This is a genomic window from Cyanobacterium sp. T60_A2020_053 (genome assembly GCA_015272165.1).
Taxonomy (GTDB): Bacteria; Cyanobacteriota; Cyanobacteriia; order Cyanobacteriales; family Cyanobacteriaceae; genus Cyanobacterium.
The window spans coordinates 1-18,560 of sequence record JACYMF010000077.1 but is presented as its reverse complement, the minus strand read 5'-3'; the positions used below and the strand labels follow the sequence as shown (position 1 = coordinate 18,560).

Here is an 18,560-nt window from a genome sequence, read left to right as displayed (position 1 = left end):
CATGTACGGTTTTGTATGGGAGGGGAGTGAAGCGATTCACTTCTCGACCCCTAATTATTTAATAATCATCAATAAATACAATATCTAAGAATCTGTTTAAAAAGTGATCGTTTTGACGGTTAATTCCCTTTAATCTCCCTTGTAAAAGGAAAAATATGATGGATATTTTTATAGTGTATCACCATGATAATTACTATATATGGGCAAGAAGTTTAACGTCATTATGGTCATAGTGGCGAGGTAAATAAAATATATAATTAATTTTTCTTACCTAGTTACATCAGCAATCATTATCTTTTTTGGTCAATTTTGTTTTTATAATAATTCGGTTGAGTATGTCTTCATCAAACAATAATTTATCTTTCCAAGCCGAAAATTTAATCGATGAATACAGCGATTCATTACAACTACTTTTATTTGTGGATAATCGCCATAGTTCTCAAAATAACATTCAAAAAATTAAGAATTATTTAGAAACTCTCACTCAAAATTATCAATTTCAACTAGAAATATTAGAAATTAGTAAATATCCCCATTTAGTAGAACATTTTAAATTAGTAGCGACTCCAGCTTTAGTTAAGGTAAATCCAGCACCCCAACAAACTTTGGCAGGGAGTAATTTAACTGCACAATTACAAAAATGGTGGGATAAATGGCAAATTTCTCTTAAACACAATAATGACTTAAAACCTCATAATAATCAAAATAGTTCAGTCTTACAAACTTGTTTACCTTCTGCTGAATTAATTCGTTTAAGTGATGAAATTTTCCAACTGAAACAAGATGTTAAAAATTTAGAGCAACAACTATATTTTAAAGATCAAATGTTGGCAATGCTAGTCCATGATTTACGCAATCCATTAACGGCGGCATCTATTGCCGTGGAAACTATCGAGTTAGCGAAAAATCAACAAAAAGACCCAGAAAGTTTGGCAAAACTACAGAATCAGTTATGTCTTCAGGCTAAAAAACAATTTGTAGTAATGAATAAAATGATTTCTGATTTATTGGCAACTTCTAAAAGTAGTAATAATCAGTTAAATATTGTTCCTATAAAATTAGATTTATGTAATATTTGCCAAGAACTTTTAACTAATATTAAGCCAAAAATTAAAGCTAAACAACAACATTTAATTGAAGATATTCCCCAAGATTTACCTTTTGTTTATGCTGATAGGGAATTAATTAGGCAAGTATTAATTAATCTACTGGAAAATGCCATTAAATATACTCCAGAAGGGGAAGAAATTACCATTTGTATTTTACATAAAACTACTCAGAAAATCGAGGTTAGTATTATTGATACAGGCTCAGGTATTCCTTCCGAGAAAAAAGAGCGTATTTTTGAAGATCATTTTCGTTTAGAAAGAGATATTAAACAGGAAGGTTATGGCATTGGTTTGGCTTTATGTCGGCAGATAATTAATGCTCATTATGGTCAAATTTGGGTGGATGATAATGGTAATCAAGGTAGCTGTTTTCGTTTTACTTTACCTGTATATCATTAATTTTCCCTTCACAACCCTTCCTAGTTTTCCCTTGTGAAGAGAAGCAAGGGAAGGGTGGAGAATTTTTATGAAAAACTAAGGGGGTGATAAGGTTGAGGATTGATGATTTGAGTGGTGAGGTGCGCTGATTCTAACATCTTACCTAAATCTTCTTTAGTTCCTTCTTCTTTCAATACATTAACTAAGAAGCCTTTAAAGTCAATATCTCCTCCTCCAGCAGTGGGTAAAATATATCTCGGTTTTAACCATTGACAGATTTGGAGGGCGCTTTTTTGACCTTTAATCACAGGTCCTAACAATGGTATGTTAATATTTGTTACCGGCGTAATAACTGTTTTTACTGGTAAATACTGTTGTACTGTTTCAGAGTGAAATCCGTGAGGTTCATAATACATGGAGTCATCACTACGAGTATCTCTGATAATATAACCATTTTCCACTAAAGTAGGACCAACGGGAGAACCGGGTAAAGCGGTAATTTCTATGCTTTCATCAATCATATAGCTTTGATGATGTTTCAAGGTGGTAACTTGACTGTATCCCAACCCTTGACATACCTTCGTGGCGTTTTCTGAGGCGATAACGGGAATATTTTTGTCTAATTCTTTGAGAGTGGCGGGGTGCGCGTGGTCTTCTAATCCTTGAGATAGTAAGATATAGTCAATATTTTGGGGTATTGGTTGCGGAGTGCGCTTTTTCCCTTCAAATAACCAGTTAAGATTACCAAAAGTCAATACACCTACTAACCAAGGGTCTAGTAAAATTCTTTTACCACCAATTTCGATTAGCCATGAGTTACTATCAAACCATGTTAATTGCATAGGATATACTTACTCTAAATAATTACTTCTGTTATAAATCTTAACATTTTATGAATCCTTTAGTATTAGTACATGGCATCATTGACAGCAGTCATGTTTTTGAAGAAATGTCGGATTATTTTCAAAATCAGGGTTATGAAGTTTATAGTCTTGATTTACTGCCTAATTATGGCATCGAAGATTTACGAGTTTTGGCACAACAACTAAAAATTTATATTGACCAAAATTTTTCTTCCACACCAAAAATAAATTTAATCGGTTTTAGCATGGGAGGTTTAATCACTCGTTATTATTTACAGAGATTAGGCGGATTAAAAAAAGTGGAAAAATATATCAGTATTTCTGCACCGAATAATGGCACAAAGATGGCTCATATTCTCCCATTAAAAGGAATTACACAAATGCGCCCAGATAGTGATTTTTTAAAAGATTTAAACAGTGATGTTAAAGCTCAATTCTCTAAGTTGAAAACATTAATACTGTGGACTCCTTTTGATTTAATGATTATCCCTGCGAATAGCTCTTGTTTGGGTTTTTGTCAGGAAAAGGAAGTTGATGTTTTATATCATAAATGGATGTTATCTGATCAGCGAGTTTTTAAAGAAATTAAAAATTTTTTAGGTTAAATTTTATTCAATATTATCTATGCTAGGTAAATTAAGTAATATTCCTGCCATTAACCAATAATAAATATTAATAGGGTCAACTATTAGAGGGTAGTAATAAGGATTATAACTAATAAAAATCACAAATAACCACAGACAAAAAGCAAATTTTTTCAAAGATTTATTCTCAATTTTTAAATAGCTTTTCCAGCCTAAATAAACAATAAATGTCACCATAATAAAAAAAGAAATTAAACCAATAAAACCCATTTCATAAATTAATTGTGCTGGAAATATTTCGATTAATTGAATGTCTCCTAGTTTTCTTGCACCACTATAAGTAGTACCTAATCCATTGCCAAATAGACCGTTTTGATTATCAATGGCATAATTTAATGTTCTTTGAGTGAAAGAGATGGGAGAAGAATAAGCCCAGCGCCCTCCAAACTGTGCTATGCGGGTTTGTATTAAGGGAATAGTTAAACTAATCAGAGAAATAGCTGTAAATATTCTCAATTTTAAGGATAATTTTCGGCGGTTATTTTCAGTAAAAATAAATAAAATTATAAAGAAGAAAGGTACTAAAAAAATAGCTATTCTTTGCCCAGAAATAAAAGTAGTTAAAATAACAAAAGCAGAACTAAACCAACCTAAATAACGCCAAATTTTATCTTTTTCAATGATAGTACCTGCTACGGTGAAAAATATACTAGAAATTAGAAACCATCCCCACTGCCAAGGCGCAACAAATGTACCGGGTAAACGAATTAAATTCAATTCTGGGTTAAATAACAGCGCCCCTCCCACTAGGCAACGTGCCTGTAAACTAGCCCGACTAGAAGCTAAGCCGGGTAAGTCAACACTGCCAACACAAAGATTATTTAACAAGGCATAATATTGAAATAAAGTAAGAAAACAACAGATAATAATTAAAATAATTTGTAAACGAGTAATAAGAATTAATTGCTGATAATTGTTAACTAAATAAATACTACACAATAGTAAAGGAATATAACCCAGCCAAACTTTTAAACCTAAAATTCCCATTAAAATTGGTGAGCCATCAGTTACGGCAAATTGTTGAGGAAAATTGACAAAGAAAAATGTTAAAAAACAAATGAAAGTAAATACAGCTAAAGCCCAACAAAAAGGTTTAATTTTTTGATAAAATTGTCGCCAATTAAGAGTAAAAATTATCGTAATTAAAGCAGGAAAATAAAAAATATCTTTAATGATTTGTAAAACAGGATAAATTTTACCAAAACGGATCATTTCGCCCACTTGCTGAAAACTACTCGGAAATAGGTAAATAATTGTACCGCCAAAACAAAGATAAATTAGAAAGAAATATAAGCTAGTGCGAGGAAATTGGGCGCAAATAAAAGCAATAAAACTAAGAAAAATACCACCTATTAAATCTTTTATACCTGATATAAAAAATAAAATTATAGTTAGTAAAAGAAGTATAATACTCAGTATAATATTTGATAAGATTTTACTTCTCAGCATTATTAATAAATCGTGATTTAGTTAAGGTTTAAATGGAAGATAAGGGGGATAAAACAAAAAAAGGACACTCGAAAAACGAGCGCCCTCCACCGTATAATTATAAGGTTAATTATTTCCAGTTTTTAGCGACCACTTCAGCTAAATCAACAACTCTTTGAGAATAACCCCATTCGTTATCATACCAAGCTACAACCTTAACCATATCTCCACCCATCACCATAGTTAAACTAGCATCAACAATGGAGGAAACATCACTACCACGATAATCAGAAGAGACTAAAGGTAAATCATTATAACCTAAAATGCCTTTGAGAGAACCTTCAGAGGCTTCTTGAAGAACTTGGTTAACTTGTTCAGCGATAGTATTTTTTTCCACTTGTACTACTAAATCTACCACAGAAACATTAGGAGTAGGTACACGCAAAGCCACACCATTTAATTTGCCTTTCAACTGTGGTAAAACTAGAGCCACCGCTTGTGCAGCGCCCGTCGTCGTTGGTACAATATTAATAGCGGCGGCGCGCGCCCGTCTTAAATCACGGTGACTAGCATCCAACAAACGTTGGTCTCCCGTATAACTGTGAGTAGTAGTCATGGTACCCTTAATGATGCCAAACTGTTCGTGTAAAACTTTGGCGATGGGCGCTAGACAGTTAGTGGTACAACTAGCATTACTAATAACATTGTATTTATCGTGGCTGTATTCACTATCATTAACACCCACCACATAAGTACCAACATTAGCGCCCTTACCCGGTGCAGTGATCAAAACTTTTTTCGCTCCAGCTTGAATATGTTTAGAAGCGCCCTCATCCGTAACAAATACCCCGGTAGATTCGATAACTAAATCCACGCCCCAATCAGCCCAAGGAAGATTAAGAGGATTACGATCCGAAAAACATTTAACGGTTTTACCATTAACAATTAAGGAATTATCATCCGCTTGAATATCAGCATTCAAAGTGCCTAACATAGAATCATATTTAAGCAAATGTGCGTTAGTATGGGGGTCGGAAGTATCATTAAGACCCACTAACTCTAAACCGGTGTTATCGCCACGGGTAAGTAAACAACGTAAGAAATTACGACCGATACGACCAAAACCGTTAATAGCTACTCTAATCACTGTTTTTATTTCCTCTGGTGTTCTAATAAAGTACAATAAATTTTTGTAATGACCCTAATCATATCGTAAAGGCTGTACTGTTAAACATTGACTTCAAAAAAATTTTCAAGTAGTTTCCATGTTCTAATTTCAGCCAAGCTCAAAGTGAGAGCATAATATATTGGAGCCACTTACTGTGCCTTAAAGGATTCAGTATTGCGATAGAGAAAACTATTAACAGTAGAAAGTTTAGGAGTAATAGAAAAGTTTCTGAGAAAATGAACTTCAGCCCATTCAAATGATCAAATCTTCAGAATTATTTTGATTAATTCTCCTGAAGATTTTTACTTTTCATCAAGCCCTAATTATTTACCTTTACCTTGATTTTTAGCTTGTTCTAAAGCAATCTCTTTCATTATTAACCAGTAAAAATCAACTAACTTTACCAAAAAGTGTCATTCAGCAAATTAATGGAGAAGAATATTTCGATGTTGAAGTCAGCAATGGACAAATTATATTAACTCCTGTAAAAATACAACGTGCTGATGCAGTTAGGGCAAAATTAGCAAGTTTAAAAATAACAGAAGATGATATTTCTCAGGCGGTTAATTGGGTGAGACGAAATGATAAATAATATGCCCAAAGTAGTTATTGATACTAATGTAATTTTATCAGCGTTATTTTTTACTAAAAAAGTTGCTAAACCTCGCCAAATGTGGCATGAAAACCAAGTTATTCCTCTTATTTCTCAAGTAACTGTTGCAGAATTAATCCAAGTTTTAGCTTATCCTAAATTTAGTTTAACTGTTCAAGAACAAGAAGATTTATTGGCAGATTATATTCCTTTTTGTGAAACGGTAAAAATGCCCAAAATTTTACCAATAATTCCATCTTGTCGAGATGTTAATGATGAACCTTTTTTGTTATTAGCTTTAGTAGGTAATGCTGATTATTTGATTACTGGTGATGACGATTTATTGTCACTGCAAAATAGTTTTACTTGTTCTATTATTACTGTTAATCAGTTTCTTTCTCTTTCAGATTAAGGAGGTGATAAGAAAGCGGTGGAGGGCTCTGGGTTTTTGTCGTTATATTTGTAGGGGTTGAACAATGTTCAACCCTATCTTAATTAAATATTATTTTTTCTTGATTTTGCCCATCACTGCACCAAGCCCTAACACCAAAACGCTTCCTAAAATTGTGCTAGGCTCAGGGGTAGTAACAGGGTTAGACGAAGAAAACTGAAGTCGGATAAAATCATTATTTGCAAATACCCAATCATAAGTCTGACTGGCATCAAAACCAAGATCGAAAAGAGTGATATTATCGTAAGTGGCAGAACCAGAAATTGTACCACCGCTAGTATAACCAATGGGTAAAAAGAAAAATTCACCGCTACTTCCATATTGAACTCCAAAGGCATCCCCAGAAGCTGAGTCAGCTTCTACAAAATTTGTATTCGTGCCGAAACCACCACTAGGGGCGCTGGTAAAAGTTCCACTATATTTACCATAACCACTTTCACTAGCTGAGATCAGGAAAGGAAAACTTGGATCGTCAGCGATAAAAGTAAGATTGGAAACTACCATCCTGATCAAAGGTAAATCCAGCGCCCTCCAAATCAATCGAACCCGTATGAGAAAATACTACATTATTGCCCACTTCCTGCCCGGTAATAATAACAGCGCCCTCCGCCTCATTCATGACACTGAGAAGGGAAATTGAAGCTAACAAACATACCGCCAAACCCTTATTTTTGTAGGGGGGAGTAGAAATACTCAGTTGATTTGTACTCATTGTTATCACCATTTTTTGTATAATTTCTAAATTAATCATATATGGTTTGAGTGAGAAAATATAAATAATTTAACCCCTCTAAATCTCTCCTTAAAAAAGAGTTTTATCCCCCCTAACCCCCCTTGAAAAAGCAGGGCTGTTTCATTCTAAAATTTTTAGTTGAGACAAAGTAATAAGTAACAAGTAATAAGTAAGAGGTTTTGGAGTGCGGTGGAGGGCGCTGGGTTTTGTGAAATGATTAATAATCAGAGTTAAAACATGACAATTTAATAGCTAATTAAAATGATTTAAGGAAAAATTTAACGAAATTTAACTATTAAAGCACGAGGGTTGTATATAGTAATAAGGATAAGCGCCCTTCACCGAGGTAAAAAATAATGGTTAAGACAATTTCAATCGCTCCCATGGATGGCTATAATCAACAGTTAATCTCCTATGTTCATCCCCCTGATTGGGTTAACCCCACTCCCAAAGATAAATATGATATAGTGGTGATCGGTGCTGGTACAGCCGGTTTGGTAGTGGCGGCGGGCGCTGCGGGACTAGATTTGGGCTTAAAAGTGGCTTTGGTGGAGCGTCATTTGATGGGCGGAGATTGTCTTAACTTTGGCTGTGTGCCTTCTAAGGCGGTGATTCGTTCAGCAAAAGTTATCGGCGAAATTAATCGAGCGCCCTCCCTCGGTGTTACAGTGGATGGAAACGTTAACATCGATTTTGCTCAAGTGATGGGCAGAATGAGAAAATTAAGGGCTGGAATTAGTCATCACGACTCGGCACAACGGTTTAAAGATATTGGTATTGATGTATTTTTGGGAGATGCTCAATTTCTTGATAACAAAACTATTACCGTAGATGGAGTACGTTTAAACTATAAAAAAGCAGTGGTGGCGACGGGCGCTAGGGCAGTGACTCCCAAGGTGGAAGGCATTGAAGAAGTAGAATTTTATACCAATGAAACGATTTTTTCCCTCACTACCTTACCAAAAAGTTTAGCAGTAATTGGGGGAGGACCTATCGGATGCGAATTGGCGCAAACTTTTCACCGTCTCGGTGCGCAAGTTACCATCATTCATAAATATGCCCATTTACTAAATAAAGAAGACGAAGAAGCGGCGCACATCATCCAAACCAGTTTAATTAACGATGGTGTACAGTTACAGTTAAATGCACAACCTACGAGGGTAGAAAATACCTCCGAAGGCAAAAAAATTTATTATGCTAGTCCAGAGGGTGAAAAATCCCTTATTGTGGAAGCAATTTTGATGGGCGCCGGGCGCGCGCCGAATGTGGAAGCCTTGAATCTGGAAAAAGTAGGCGTGGAATATAACACCCGTCAAGGGATAATCGTCAATGACTATTTACAAACCACTAACCCCAAAATTTACGCGGTGGGGGACATTTGTAGTCCTTATAAATTCACTCATACTGCGGATGCTGGCGCGCGCATCGTTATCAAAAATACCTTGTTTTCGCCTTTTGGTTTTGGCAAGTCAAAATTTAGCGATTTAGTTATCCCTTGGGTGACATTTACAGATCCAGAAATCGCCCACGTTGGTAGTTATGGTAAGGATTTAGATAAAAAAGGCATTGAATATGACACCATCAAAATTCCTTTTAGTACAGTTGATCGTGCCATCGTGGATGGTGAAGAAGAAGGTTTCGTTAAAATTCTTCATCAAAGGGGTAGTGATAAGATTTTGGGTGCTACCATCGTGGCTAGTCACGCCGGGGAAATGATTTCAGAAATTACTACCGCTATGGTTAATAATATCGGTTTAAACGGATTATCTAGCGTTATTCATTCCTATCCTACCCAAGCTGATGCCATCAAGAAGGGCGCTGACGCTTATCGGCGCACTCTTTTAACTCCCAATTCTAAAAAACTTTTGGGTATCTTGACTAAGTTATCTTAACGACAATGGACAATTGATAATGGATAATGATGAGGCTTGATCATCTCACCATAGTATCCATTATTTTGTTTTTTTACGCTATCTTGCTCTAATATCAAGTTCGTTTGATCAGCCGAAGGCTGCCGCTGCGCGATCACTTATAAATCAACTAAAAATAATCTTAGTTCAATTTATTGAACGGGATACTATTAGCCGTGTAATTCATTACACGGTGGTTGTAGAGCGAAGATACAATCTTTATATGATAAAAACAAATGGAAAAATGACCCTTACTTTTAATGCTGAAAAATATAAAGAAATTTTGGTAAAGTATCAACCAAAACTCATTAAAAAGAGTCAGAAAATGAACAGGCTTTGAGAATTATTGAAGAAAATGAATTATATCAACTTCTGATCTTGCTGGTTGAAAAATTCGAGCAAGAATATTATTTTTTAGAAACAACAGCTAATCCTCAATTTTTGTCAGCATCACCAATAATATAAATATTAGTATCAAGAAAAATACGATTAGGCATTATTATTATTCTCTTCTAGCATTTCTAGTTTTATCTCTTTGATAATATCTAAAATTTTATCATGATTATAATATCCTTTTTCTTGTAAAAGTTGATAACGAAGATCGAACTCATCAAGCTCTTCTTCAGCGATAATAACTATATCTACTTCTCCATTATTAATTTCTTGTGGTATTTTTATATTTATTTCACCGTTATTAATAATCCCTTTTGTTTGAATTATTCTCATAATATTAATACTTTAATGAGTAATGTACAACAAGTTATTTTTGAATGATTAGCGTTAGCCCTATCTTATGATCAAAACTCCAGCGCCCTCCACCCTATCCATGATAATTGCCATAATAGTACATTATTAATGATTGTTTAAAAAGACTCGAAGATGAGAGAAATTGCCGAAAAAACACGCCTAGCGGCGCAAAAATTAGCTGTTTTGTCCATACAACAACGTAACGAAGCCTTAGAAGCCATAGCGCGCGCCCTCCACACCCACCAAGAGGAAATCATCGAAGCCAATCAAAAAGATTGTGAAGCCTCAGCCGGGGAAATTTCCACGGCATTATACGGGCGCTTGGTATTGAGTGAAAGTAAACTGAAGGGCGCTATTGCCGGAGTGCGTGATGTCATTAAATTAAACGATCCTTTAGGGGCGCTGAGTCTCCATCGTGAGTTAGACAAAGGATTAATTCTCAAGCGGGTTAGTTGCCCATTAGGAGTGTTAGGGATCATTTTCGAGGCGCGCCCCGATGCCCTCATTCAAATCACCAGCTTGGCTATAAAATCGGGCAATGGAGTCATTTTAAAAGGGGGTAAGGAAGCCATCAACACTTGCACCACTTTAGTGAAAATTATTCATCAAGCCTTAGGCAATACGGCGGTAAATCCTGATGCGGTGCAGTTACTCACCACCAGAGAGGAAATTAAAACTCTGTTATCTTTAGATGAATATGTGGATTTGATTATCCCTAGAGGCTCAAATGAATTTGTGCGCTATGTGCAGGAAAACACCAAAATCCCCGTTTTAGGTCATGCTGACGGCATCTGTCATCTTTTTATCGATGAGTCTGCTAATATTGATCAAGCCATTTCCGTTACGGTGGATGCCAAAACCAATTATCCTTCTGCCTGTAACGCCATTGAAACTTTATTAATACATGAAAATATCGCCTCTGAATTTTTACCAGCAGTGGCAAAAGCCTTAACTCAAAAGAATGTCACCTTAAAAGGAGATGAAAGGGTGAGGGCGCTGGTGCATTGCGAAACGGCAACGGCAGAAGATTGGCGCACGGAATACAGTGATTTAATTCTCTCTCTTAAAATGGTGGCAGATGTCACAGAAGCCATTAATCATATCAATCATTACGGTTCAAAACATACCGACGGTATCATTACCGAAAATCTCCTGAATGCGGAAACTTTTTTCAATGAAGTAGATTCTGCTGGAGTATATCATAATTGTTCTACCCGTTTCGCCGATGGTTTTCGTTACGGTTTTGGGGCTGAAGTAGGTATTAGTACCCAACAAATGCCCCCTAGAGGTCCTGTGGGTTTGGAAGGTTTAGTGACTTATAAGTATCAGTTGACGGGCGCTGGGCATATTGCCGCCACCTATAGTGGCACGAATCCTCAACCCTTTACCCACAGAGATTTATAAAATGGTGAGGGAGAAAGGGAAGCAGAGGGAGAAGGGGAGATTTTTAACTTATTAATTAATCAATTATGAGAAAATATTACTCCCCTCTCCTATGGGAGCAGGGCGTTTTCATTCTCAAAAATGTTAGTTTCTCAAACTAGCCAATAATCTGAAATTCAGAGGTTTTTAACTACTAATAAATCAATTAATAGTAAAAAATCCTCCTGTCTCCCTGTCAACCTGTCTTCTTGTCAAAAACAAATCAATTTTGATCCTGACTTTGAAAATCCCCTGCGGTTGGGAGAGGGGTTGGGGGTGAGGGTAAAGCATCAAATAATCGGATTACCGAGGGGAAGAAAAACGGTGAGTATTTCTCCTTTACTTCCTTTCTGTTTAATGGTTAACTTGCCACCTAAAACATTAAAAATATGTTTAGTAATATCGGAGTTTAAATATAAACCCCCCGTTTCTGGTTGAAAAGAAAGTAATTTTCCTAGACATTTTACTTGCTGATGATTTAAATTAGATTCTGATAAAAACTGTAATTTTAACTGATTACCAGCAGGTAAAACTATGACTTGAAATTTACCACCACTAGGAATATTACGGGTAAATTTTTCGATTAATCCTCCCAACATTTGTTTTAAAATAGCAGGATCACTCAGTACATGGGGTAATTTTTGAGGTATAACAAAGTTAAGTAAAATATTTCTTCTTTGTGCTTGTTTTTGCCAGATGGGAATACCTTGATTTAAAATTTCTTCTAAACAAATAGGCACAAGATTAATGGTTGGTTTTATTGAGGTATTACTTTCTAATTCTGCCACCCGAAAAATTAAATCCATACGGTTAATTTGTTCGGTGCATTCTTGATCAATCATCTCTAAATATTTAGCTAATTCGGGAGATGCTTTAGCTTTTTTTTGCAATAATTTAGTAATAGTTTTGATGGAGGTTAAAGGGGTTCTTACTTCATGAGTTAAGGCTTGTAAAAGTTCAATTTCTGGATAAGGTGGTAAAGGGGTTTTTTTCAGGGAAATACTTTGTAAGCGATGGGGTTTTTCTTCTTTTTCGATACTTTTTTCTACGGGCAAAGACAGCGCCCGTAAATGTTGTAATAAATAATTGGTAAAGCGACTGACTAATTGATAGGGAGGGGCGCTGGGAGTCAGTTGGTTATATAAACTATCTAAATGCTTTTGGGAATAATGATTCTTAATCACTAATTTATTTTGTACTAATAACCATGCTTGATTAATGATATTTGGTTCAAAAGAAAAATTAAAATTATTATTACTATTTTTTACCAATAAACAAGAGAAATACTGAGTTAAAATTAAACAAAATTGATCTTTAGCAATATGTTGCTCTGGTGTTAAAGTTAAAGCCGATGATAATTTATTACCATTAATACTACTTTCTTGACAATGATAAGTTGTCATACTGTTCTTAAAATTTAATGGAGAAAAAACAGCAATTTCTAAAGCAGATATTAGCTCTTTTTTAGAGATAACATGATGAGGAGAAGAAAGAACAAAACCTTGTGTTTCAGTACATTGCTCACTGGGTTTAATCACAGACAATAATAATTCTTGTAAAGAAGCAATGGCACTTTCCCACTCTTGCTGTGCTTTTATTTGAGCAACTTCTGAAGGTATCCCCTTCTGAGGGATAACATTTTCTGACATCAAAAGATTACTTAATTTAGTGGCGAGAGGATCAGAAACAATCATTATTAGTTATTAAGGTATTAACTCAGCATTCATGGTTATGATAACTTATTTTTTTTGATTAATTAAAGGGGTATAACCGAACTAAAATGGTGTTTATTTCCTTTTTTTAAAATAATTATTGCAATCCTAAAGATTTGTAACAAAATCTCAATTTTTAGAGGCTTGTTGATTGGCTAATTCTTCTTGGAGCATTTGTTGATATATTTTGGGCAATCGTCTTGTCATGGAATTATCTTCTGTACCATAACCTAAACTTGTCCAAGTGTTTGATAATCTTCTCAACACTTGATCTAATTGATTTTGTGCTAACATTTGGGAAAAATCAACGCCCCACGCCTCACCATCACTTAACCAGCGATACAACACTTCATCTTGGTATTGCGCTTCAAAACTATAACTATTATTATCTCCGATAAAATCAGCTTGAGGATGATAAATAGATGCTTTTTCAGCCCAAGTGGTATTGAGAAATTGGTATCTACCGGCGGCGGTAGAGCATTTTCCGGCATTAGCGCCCCTCTTTACTACCACACATTGATCGGGGTGTCGGTCTAATTTTTGCACATATTGACCACCATAAATAACGTGATACGGGCGCTGGGTGTAGGCTTCTGAGGCGCTAATAGTACGCATTAACGCCCTAATATAAGGGTCTCCTCCTGCCATTACTAAAGGCTGAATGTCATAATGCCCAGTAAGTCTGGCGTTAATGTCATTAATAACTCGCTCTTGGACTTGTTTTAATCTCGGTGGGGAATTTTCATTAATTGACAATCGCCCTATGCCCCCAATCATGATCACTAAAATGGTAGTTTTTAGTAAATTGACTACTATTGATGATTTTCTCATGGGGTTAGACTTCGTCATAAATAAATAGGTGATTTTTTTTGCTCTCACTATTTTACATTTAAGATAGTGAAAAATTTATGATTTTGCTTAACCTCAACTCAAAATCATAGCTTAATTCACTAACGCCTAAAATTTTAAGAATTAAATGAACTTTTCCCCCTAAAAATATTTAGAATTAAATTAGTAATTTCGTCACAAGAGCAATGGCATGATGCAGACAATAGCCCAAAGATATAAAATAATTAAAAATCTTGGTAGTGGTGGTTTCGGTGACACTTTCCTCGCTCAAGACTTACAAATGCCCAGCGCGCGCCAAGTTGTGATCAAAAAACTAAAACCCGTTAATCATAACCATATCTCTCTCGAACTAATCGAGAGTTTATTTCAAAAAGAAGCCAAGGTATTGGAAGAGTTAGGGCAAAATTGTTCACAGATTCCTACTTTATACGCCTTTTTTCGAGAAAATGAAGAATTTTATTTAGTACAAGAATATATCGAAGGTAAAAGCCTTGCTCAATTAGGAATTATTAACCCCAATCAATGCGAAGTAATTTTATCATCCCTGCTTAATACTCTTAAATATGTTCACGGCAAAAATATTATTCACCGTGACATTAAACCAGAAAATATTATTCTCCGAGACAGTGATAGATTGCCGGTTTTGATAGATTTTGGCGCTGTAAAAGAGACGTTGAGCAAATTAATGGCATAAGAAAAAATGACATTCGTTACTCAAGTCCTTCTGCATTACCCTTAGCAAGAGCACTAAAAAATGAAATAGAATCATTCTACGCAAGTATTGGTATTAATAAAAATCTTGAAATGCTTGACTTATCAGCTAGGGGTTTTCAAACTCCCACTAATCAAATGGAAATATGGATTAATGACTAATATTAAGTCTGAGTAATCAGTTGCAAAAAAAGATAATGACTTTATTCCCAAAATCTTTTAGTCCTAAAGACCTTAATCGTAACTGTTTATCTGAACTTAAAGCAAAATAGATTGTATCAATTATTATCCCTTATCTTTTATTTCAAGTTCGTTTGATCACTAGCTTAAACTGTTAATTAAATCTTCAAATTCTTCAATAGATTTAACACTAATTGTCAATATAAGTAACTGTTTTAATAAAGCCAAATCATCAATCTTTTTAAGGGAATCTGCTATACTTTTCGGTATAGAATTAAACCGGAATTTAAGTAAATCAATGATATTTTCTTGATAAGTAGCCTTAGCACCTTTTTGTTCACCCCTTGCTAAAGCGCGCTTCTCAATATTCGTTAATAAAGGCATTTTTATTTCCTCCTGATATTGTGTTAATTTGTCTTCAAATTTTAATTGCAAATCTTCTGATAATGCCATCATTAAATCAATGACTTTGTACAAGTCAGTTATCTCTTTTCTGTCATAGCCTTTTTCATAAAGTAAACGAGATAAATTCCATTTCCATTGTTCTCTTTCTGTTAAATTACTGGTGGTGGCTTTTGTTTTTAAGTGTGCCATTACTACCATCGCAAATATATTATTACTTTTCTCTAATTCCTCCCATTCATAATCTTGTAATTTAATGATAGAAAATTCTAGTTTTAATTTACTTTTTCCTAATCCGTATTCATAAGAGTTAGGTCGCCATTTTTTACTATTATCCCCTAGTATAGCTAAACTAATCACTGGTTTATTATACAGGTCAAAAGCTCGATAATTATAGATAAACATTCGTTGAGGAAATTCTTTATCATACTGACTTTGCACTTCAATATGAATTAATAACCACACTTCCTGATTATCTGATAACCATGCCTGAAATAGTTTGTCGGCATGGCGGGTTTCTGTTTCGGCAAAGGCAGTAATTTGTTCTAATTCTTTATCAAGAGGTATAGGTGTTTTTTGCCAGTTAATTTGACTATGAATATCAGGATAAAAAAAGATTAAAAATGATTCAAAATAATCACCGATAATCTCTTTCCATGATTCGTCATAATTAGCTGTTATTTCTGACATACAGAGATTTTTTTTCAACCTTCTATCAGAACAAGTTTACTATAAAAAGAAGGTGGGCAATGCCCACCCTACAAAATTTTTTAAACTTCTTGTGTTTTCTTTCTCACCAGCTAGAATTGACTGTGGAAAGTCCGATTAATTACATCCAACTGTTGTTCACGGGTTAACTTAATGAAATTCACTGCATAACCTGAAACTCGGATGGTAAGCTGTGGATACTGTTCAGGGTGATCCATGGCATCCAATAAAGTAGCACGGTTAAATACATTGATATTAATATGGTGTCCCGTATCATGGAAATAACCATCCAACAAACCCACTAAATTACTAATTCTGACATCAGGGGTTTTACCTAGCGCCTCTGGCACAATGGAAAACGTATAAGAGATACCGTCTTGGGCATCTTCATAAGGTAATTTTGCCACGGAAGCCATAGAAGCCACAGCGCCCTTCGTATCACGCCCGTGCATCGGGTTAGCACCGGGGGCAAAAGGTTCACCAGCTTTACGTCCGTCAGGAGTATTACCAGTTTTTTTACCATATACTACATTAGATGTGATGGTTAAAACCGACTGGGTGGGAGTGGCATTACGATAAGTTTTATTTTTGCGCACCTTATTCATGAATTTAGTCATGAGATTAGCGGTAATTTCATCCACTCGGTCATCATTATTACCAAACTTGGGATAATCCCCCTCTACTTCGTAATCCACCGCCAAACCAGCTTCATTACGAATCACTTTAACCCGACTGTATTTAATGGCAGAAAGCGCGTCTCCCACCACCGATAAACCGGCGATACCACAAGCCATGGTACGATAGACATCACGGTCATGTAATGCCATCTCAATGCGTTCGTAAGAGTATTTATCGTGCATATAATGGATTACATTAAGGGTGTTAACGTAGAGTTTTGCTAACCAATCCATTAATAAGTCTAACTTTGCCGTTACTTCCTCATAGTCGAGATAATCTCCCGTAATGGGTGCGTAGGAGGGCGCTACTTGTACCGCCGAATTTTCATCCTTACCGCCGTTAATGGCATATAACAAGGCTTTAGCTAAATTGACACGGGCGCCGAAAAACTGCATTTGTTTACCAATGCGCATGGCAGAAACACAACAAGCGATACCGTAATCATCCCCATAGTCAGGGCGCATCAAATCGTCATTTTCGTATTGAATGGAACTGGTATCAATGGAAACCTTCGCTACATAGCGTTTAAAGGCAATGGGTAATTGTTCAGACCAAAGAATGGTTAAATTGGGTTCGGGCGCTGCTCCTAAATTGTAGAGAGTATGTAAAAAACGGAAACTATTTTTTGTCACCAACGTGCGCCCATCAGCGCCCATCCCCCCAATCACTTCCGTCACCCAAACAGGATCAGCCGCAAAGAGTTGGTTATATTCAGGTGCGCGTAAAAACCGCACCATGCGCAATTTAATTACCAACTGATCAATCAATTCCTGCGCTTCGGTTTCGGTAATTAAACCGGCTTTTAAATCCCGTTCCATGTAAATATCAAGAAAAGTTGAAACACGACCTAAAGACATTGCCGCGCCATTTTGTTCTTTTACCGAGCCAAGATAGCCAAAATAGAGCCATTGCACCGCTTCTTGGGCGTTATTAGCAGGGCGAGAAATATCAAAACCGTAGATATTGCCTAATTCTTTTAACTCTTGTAGTGCTTTAATTTGCTCGAAAATTTCTTCTCGTAAACGGATGGTATCTTCATCCATCACGTCATACTCAAGGGAAAGTAACTGATTTTGTTTATCTTTGATGAGAAAATCCACACCATACAAAGCAACACGGCGGTAATCACCAATAATACGACCCCGACCATAAGCATCAGGTAAACCAGTGATGATGCCAGATTTACGGGCTTTGCGCATATCGGTAGTATATGCAGAAAATACGCCGTCATTATGGGTTTTGCGGTATTTGGTGAAAATTTCTTGGGTTAAAGGATCGATTTGGTAGCCATAAGCCTTAAGGGAGTTTGCCACCACGCGCACTCCACCATTAGGCATAATGGCACGTTTGAGGGGTTTATCAGTTTGTAAGCCAACAATTTTTTCTAAATTTTGATCAATATATCCTGCACCGTGGGAGGTGATACTGGAGGGGATTTTGGTGTCCACATCTAAAATGCCTTTTTCCCTCTCCTCTTTCATCAACAATTTAACTTCTGTCCATAAATTATTGGTGTTGGGAGTTGCATCACTTAAAAATGATTCATCGCCGGTGTAGGGAGTATAATTTTTCTGAATAAAGTCTCTAACGTTAACTTCTTTTTGCCACTTACCGCCCTTAAACTGTTGGGGTGAAGGGCGCTGGATTGTTTTATCGGTAATCATTACCATAGGTTTCGATCTAGCTGTATTCTGATCTTTTGCTAGTCCTCCTATCTTTTATTATATGTTTTATATCACTTGATAATTATATACTTTTGTTTAGTTAATATCAGTTATATGATTATGAGCGTAATTGACACTCCCACCACTAAACCCTAGGGGTTATAGTGGGGGATTCTTGGTTCACCGACTCGCCGTTAGACGACAGCCCATA

15 protein-coding genes and 1 pseudogene are annotated in these 18,560 nt (G+C 35.7%); 6 read left to right on the top strand and 10 right to left on the bottom strand.

Annotation, left to right across the window (positions count from 1 at the left end):
* Positions 1-335: 335 nt before the first annotated feature.
* A complete protein-coding gene (locus tag IGQ45_10850) occupies positions 336-1,508 on the top strand; it encodes a histidine kinase (GenBank protein ID MBF2057688.1) in 1,173 nt (390 codons plus the stop codon).
* Between the two features lie 65 nt (positions 1,509-1,573).
* Here IGQ45_10850 and IGQ45_10845 read toward each other — a convergent pair whose 3' ends face one another.
* Positions 1,574-2,329, bottom strand: a complete 756-nt coding sequence (locus IGQ45_10845) for an MBL fold metallo-hydrolase (protein MBF2057687.1) — start codon at positions 2,327-2,329, stop codon at positions 1,574-1,576.
* Positions 2,330-2,379: 50 nt separating this feature from the next.
* Here IGQ45_10845 and IGQ45_10840 point away from each other — a divergent pair, with 50 nt between their 5' ends.
* Positions 2,380-2,955, top strand: coding sequence for an alpha/beta fold hydrolase (locus IGQ45_10840; GenBank protein ID MBF2057686.1), 576 nt, complete (start codon positions 2,380-2,382; stop codon positions 2,953-2,955).
* Positions 2,956-2,958: 3 nt separating this feature from the next.
* Here the strand turns inward: IGQ45_10840 and IGQ45_10835 are convergent, their stop codons facing one another.
* Positions 2,959-4,443: a hypothetical protein gene (locus IGQ45_10835; GenBank protein ID MBF2057685.1), complete on the bottom strand. Its 1,485-nt coding sequence runs from the start codon at positions 4,441-4,443 to the stop codon at positions 2,959-2,961.
* A gap of 109 nt (positions 4,444-4,552) precedes the next feature.
* The gene (locus IGQ45_10830) at positions 4,553-5,569 is read right to left on the bottom strand and encodes a type I glyceraldehyde-3-phosphate dehydrogenase (GenBank protein MBF2057684.1); all 1,017 of its coding nucleotides are present in this window, start codon (positions 5,567-5,569) and stop codon (positions 4,553-4,555) included.
* A gap of 602 nt (positions 5,570-6,171) precedes the next feature.
* Here IGQ45_10830 and IGQ45_10825 point away from each other — a divergent pair.
* Positions 6,172-6,594 (top strand): putative toxin-antitoxin system toxin component, PIN family, encoded by a 423-nt coding sequence (locus IGQ45_10825; GenBank protein ID MBF2057683.1) that lies wholly within the window; start codon positions 6,172-6,174, stop codon positions 6,592-6,594.
* Between the two features lie 90 nt (positions 6,595-6,684).
* Here the strand turns inward: IGQ45_10825 and IGQ45_10820 are convergent, their stop codons facing one another.
* Together IGQ45_10820 and IGQ45_10815 are read right to left on the bottom strand one after the other, a co-directional pair.
* A complete protein-coding gene (locus tag IGQ45_10820; GenBank protein ID MBF2057682.1) occupies positions 6,685-7,137 on the bottom strand; it encodes a PEP-CTERM sorting domain-containing protein in 453 nt (150 codons plus the stop codon).
* Entirely contained in the window at positions 7,106-7,345 is a 240-nt protein-coding gene (locus tag IGQ45_10815) for a hypothetical protein (GenBank protein ID MBF2057681.1), read from the bottom strand. The genes IGQ45_10820 and IGQ45_10815 overlap by 32 nt, the downstream gene beginning before the upstream one ends.
* Positions 7,346-7,722: 377 nt before the next feature.
* Here IGQ45_10815 and IGQ45_10810 point away from each other — a divergent pair, with 377 nt between their 5' ends.
* Entirely contained in the window at positions 7,723-9,258 is a 1,536-nt protein-coding gene (locus tag IGQ45_10810; GenBank protein MBF2057680.1) for a mercuric reductase, read from the top strand.
* Positions 9,259-9,765: 507 nt separating this feature from the next.
* On the opposite strand, the gene IGQ45_10805 is transcribed toward IGQ45_10810, so the two are convergent.
* Positions 9,766-10,002 (bottom strand): hypothetical protein, encoded by a 237-nt coding sequence (locus IGQ45_10805; GenBank protein ID MBF2057679.1) that lies wholly within the window; start codon positions 10,000-10,002, stop codon positions 9,766-9,768.
* A gap of 153 nt (positions 10,003-10,155) precedes the next feature.
* On the opposite strand from IGQ45_10805, the gene proA reads away from it, so the two are divergent.
* Positions 10,156-11,427: a glutamate-5-semialdehyde dehydrogenase gene (gene proA, locus IGQ45_10800; GenBank protein MBF2057678.1), complete on the top strand. Its 1,272-nt coding sequence runs from the start codon at positions 10,156-10,158 to the stop codon at positions 11,425-11,427.
* A gap of 308 nt (positions 11,428-11,735) precedes the next feature.
* On the opposite strand, the gene IGQ45_10795 is transcribed toward proA, so the two are convergent.
* Together IGQ45_10795 and IGQ45_10790 are read right to left on the bottom strand one after the other, a co-directional pair.
* On the bottom strand, positions 11,736-13,139 hold the full coding sequence (locus IGQ45_10795; GenBank protein MBF2057677.1) for a HAMP domain-containing histidine kinase: 1,404 nt from the start codon (positions 13,137-13,139) through the stop codon (positions 11,736-11,738).
* Positions 13,140-13,286: 147 nt separating this feature from the next.
* A complete protein-coding gene (locus IGQ45_10790; GenBank protein ID MBF2057676.1) occupies positions 13,287-13,988 on the bottom strand; it encodes a glycoside hydrolase family protein in 702 nt (233 codons plus the stop codon).
* Positions 13,989-14,196: 208 nt separating this feature from the next.
* Between IGQ45_10790 and IGQ45_10785 the strand changes: the two are divergent.
* Positions 14,197-14,682, top strand: a pseudogene (locus tag IGQ45_10785) (protein kinase).
* A gap of 356 nt (positions 14,683-15,038) precedes the next feature.
* Here the strand turns inward: IGQ45_10785 and IGQ45_10780 are convergent.
* Both IGQ45_10780 and pflB read right to left on the bottom strand, forming a co-directional pair.
* Positions 15,039-15,989, bottom strand: a complete 951-nt coding sequence (locus IGQ45_10780; GenBank protein MBF2057675.1) for a hypothetical protein — start codon at positions 15,987-15,989, stop codon at positions 15,039-15,041.
* A gap of 110 nt (positions 15,990-16,099) precedes the next feature.
* Positions 16,100-18,355 (bottom strand): formate C-acetyltransferase, encoded by a 2,256-nt coding sequence (gene pflB / locus IGQ45_10775; protein MBF2057674.1) that lies wholly within the window; start codon positions 18,353-18,355, stop codon positions 16,100-16,102.
* Positions 18,356-18,560 lie beyond the last annotated feature (205 nt).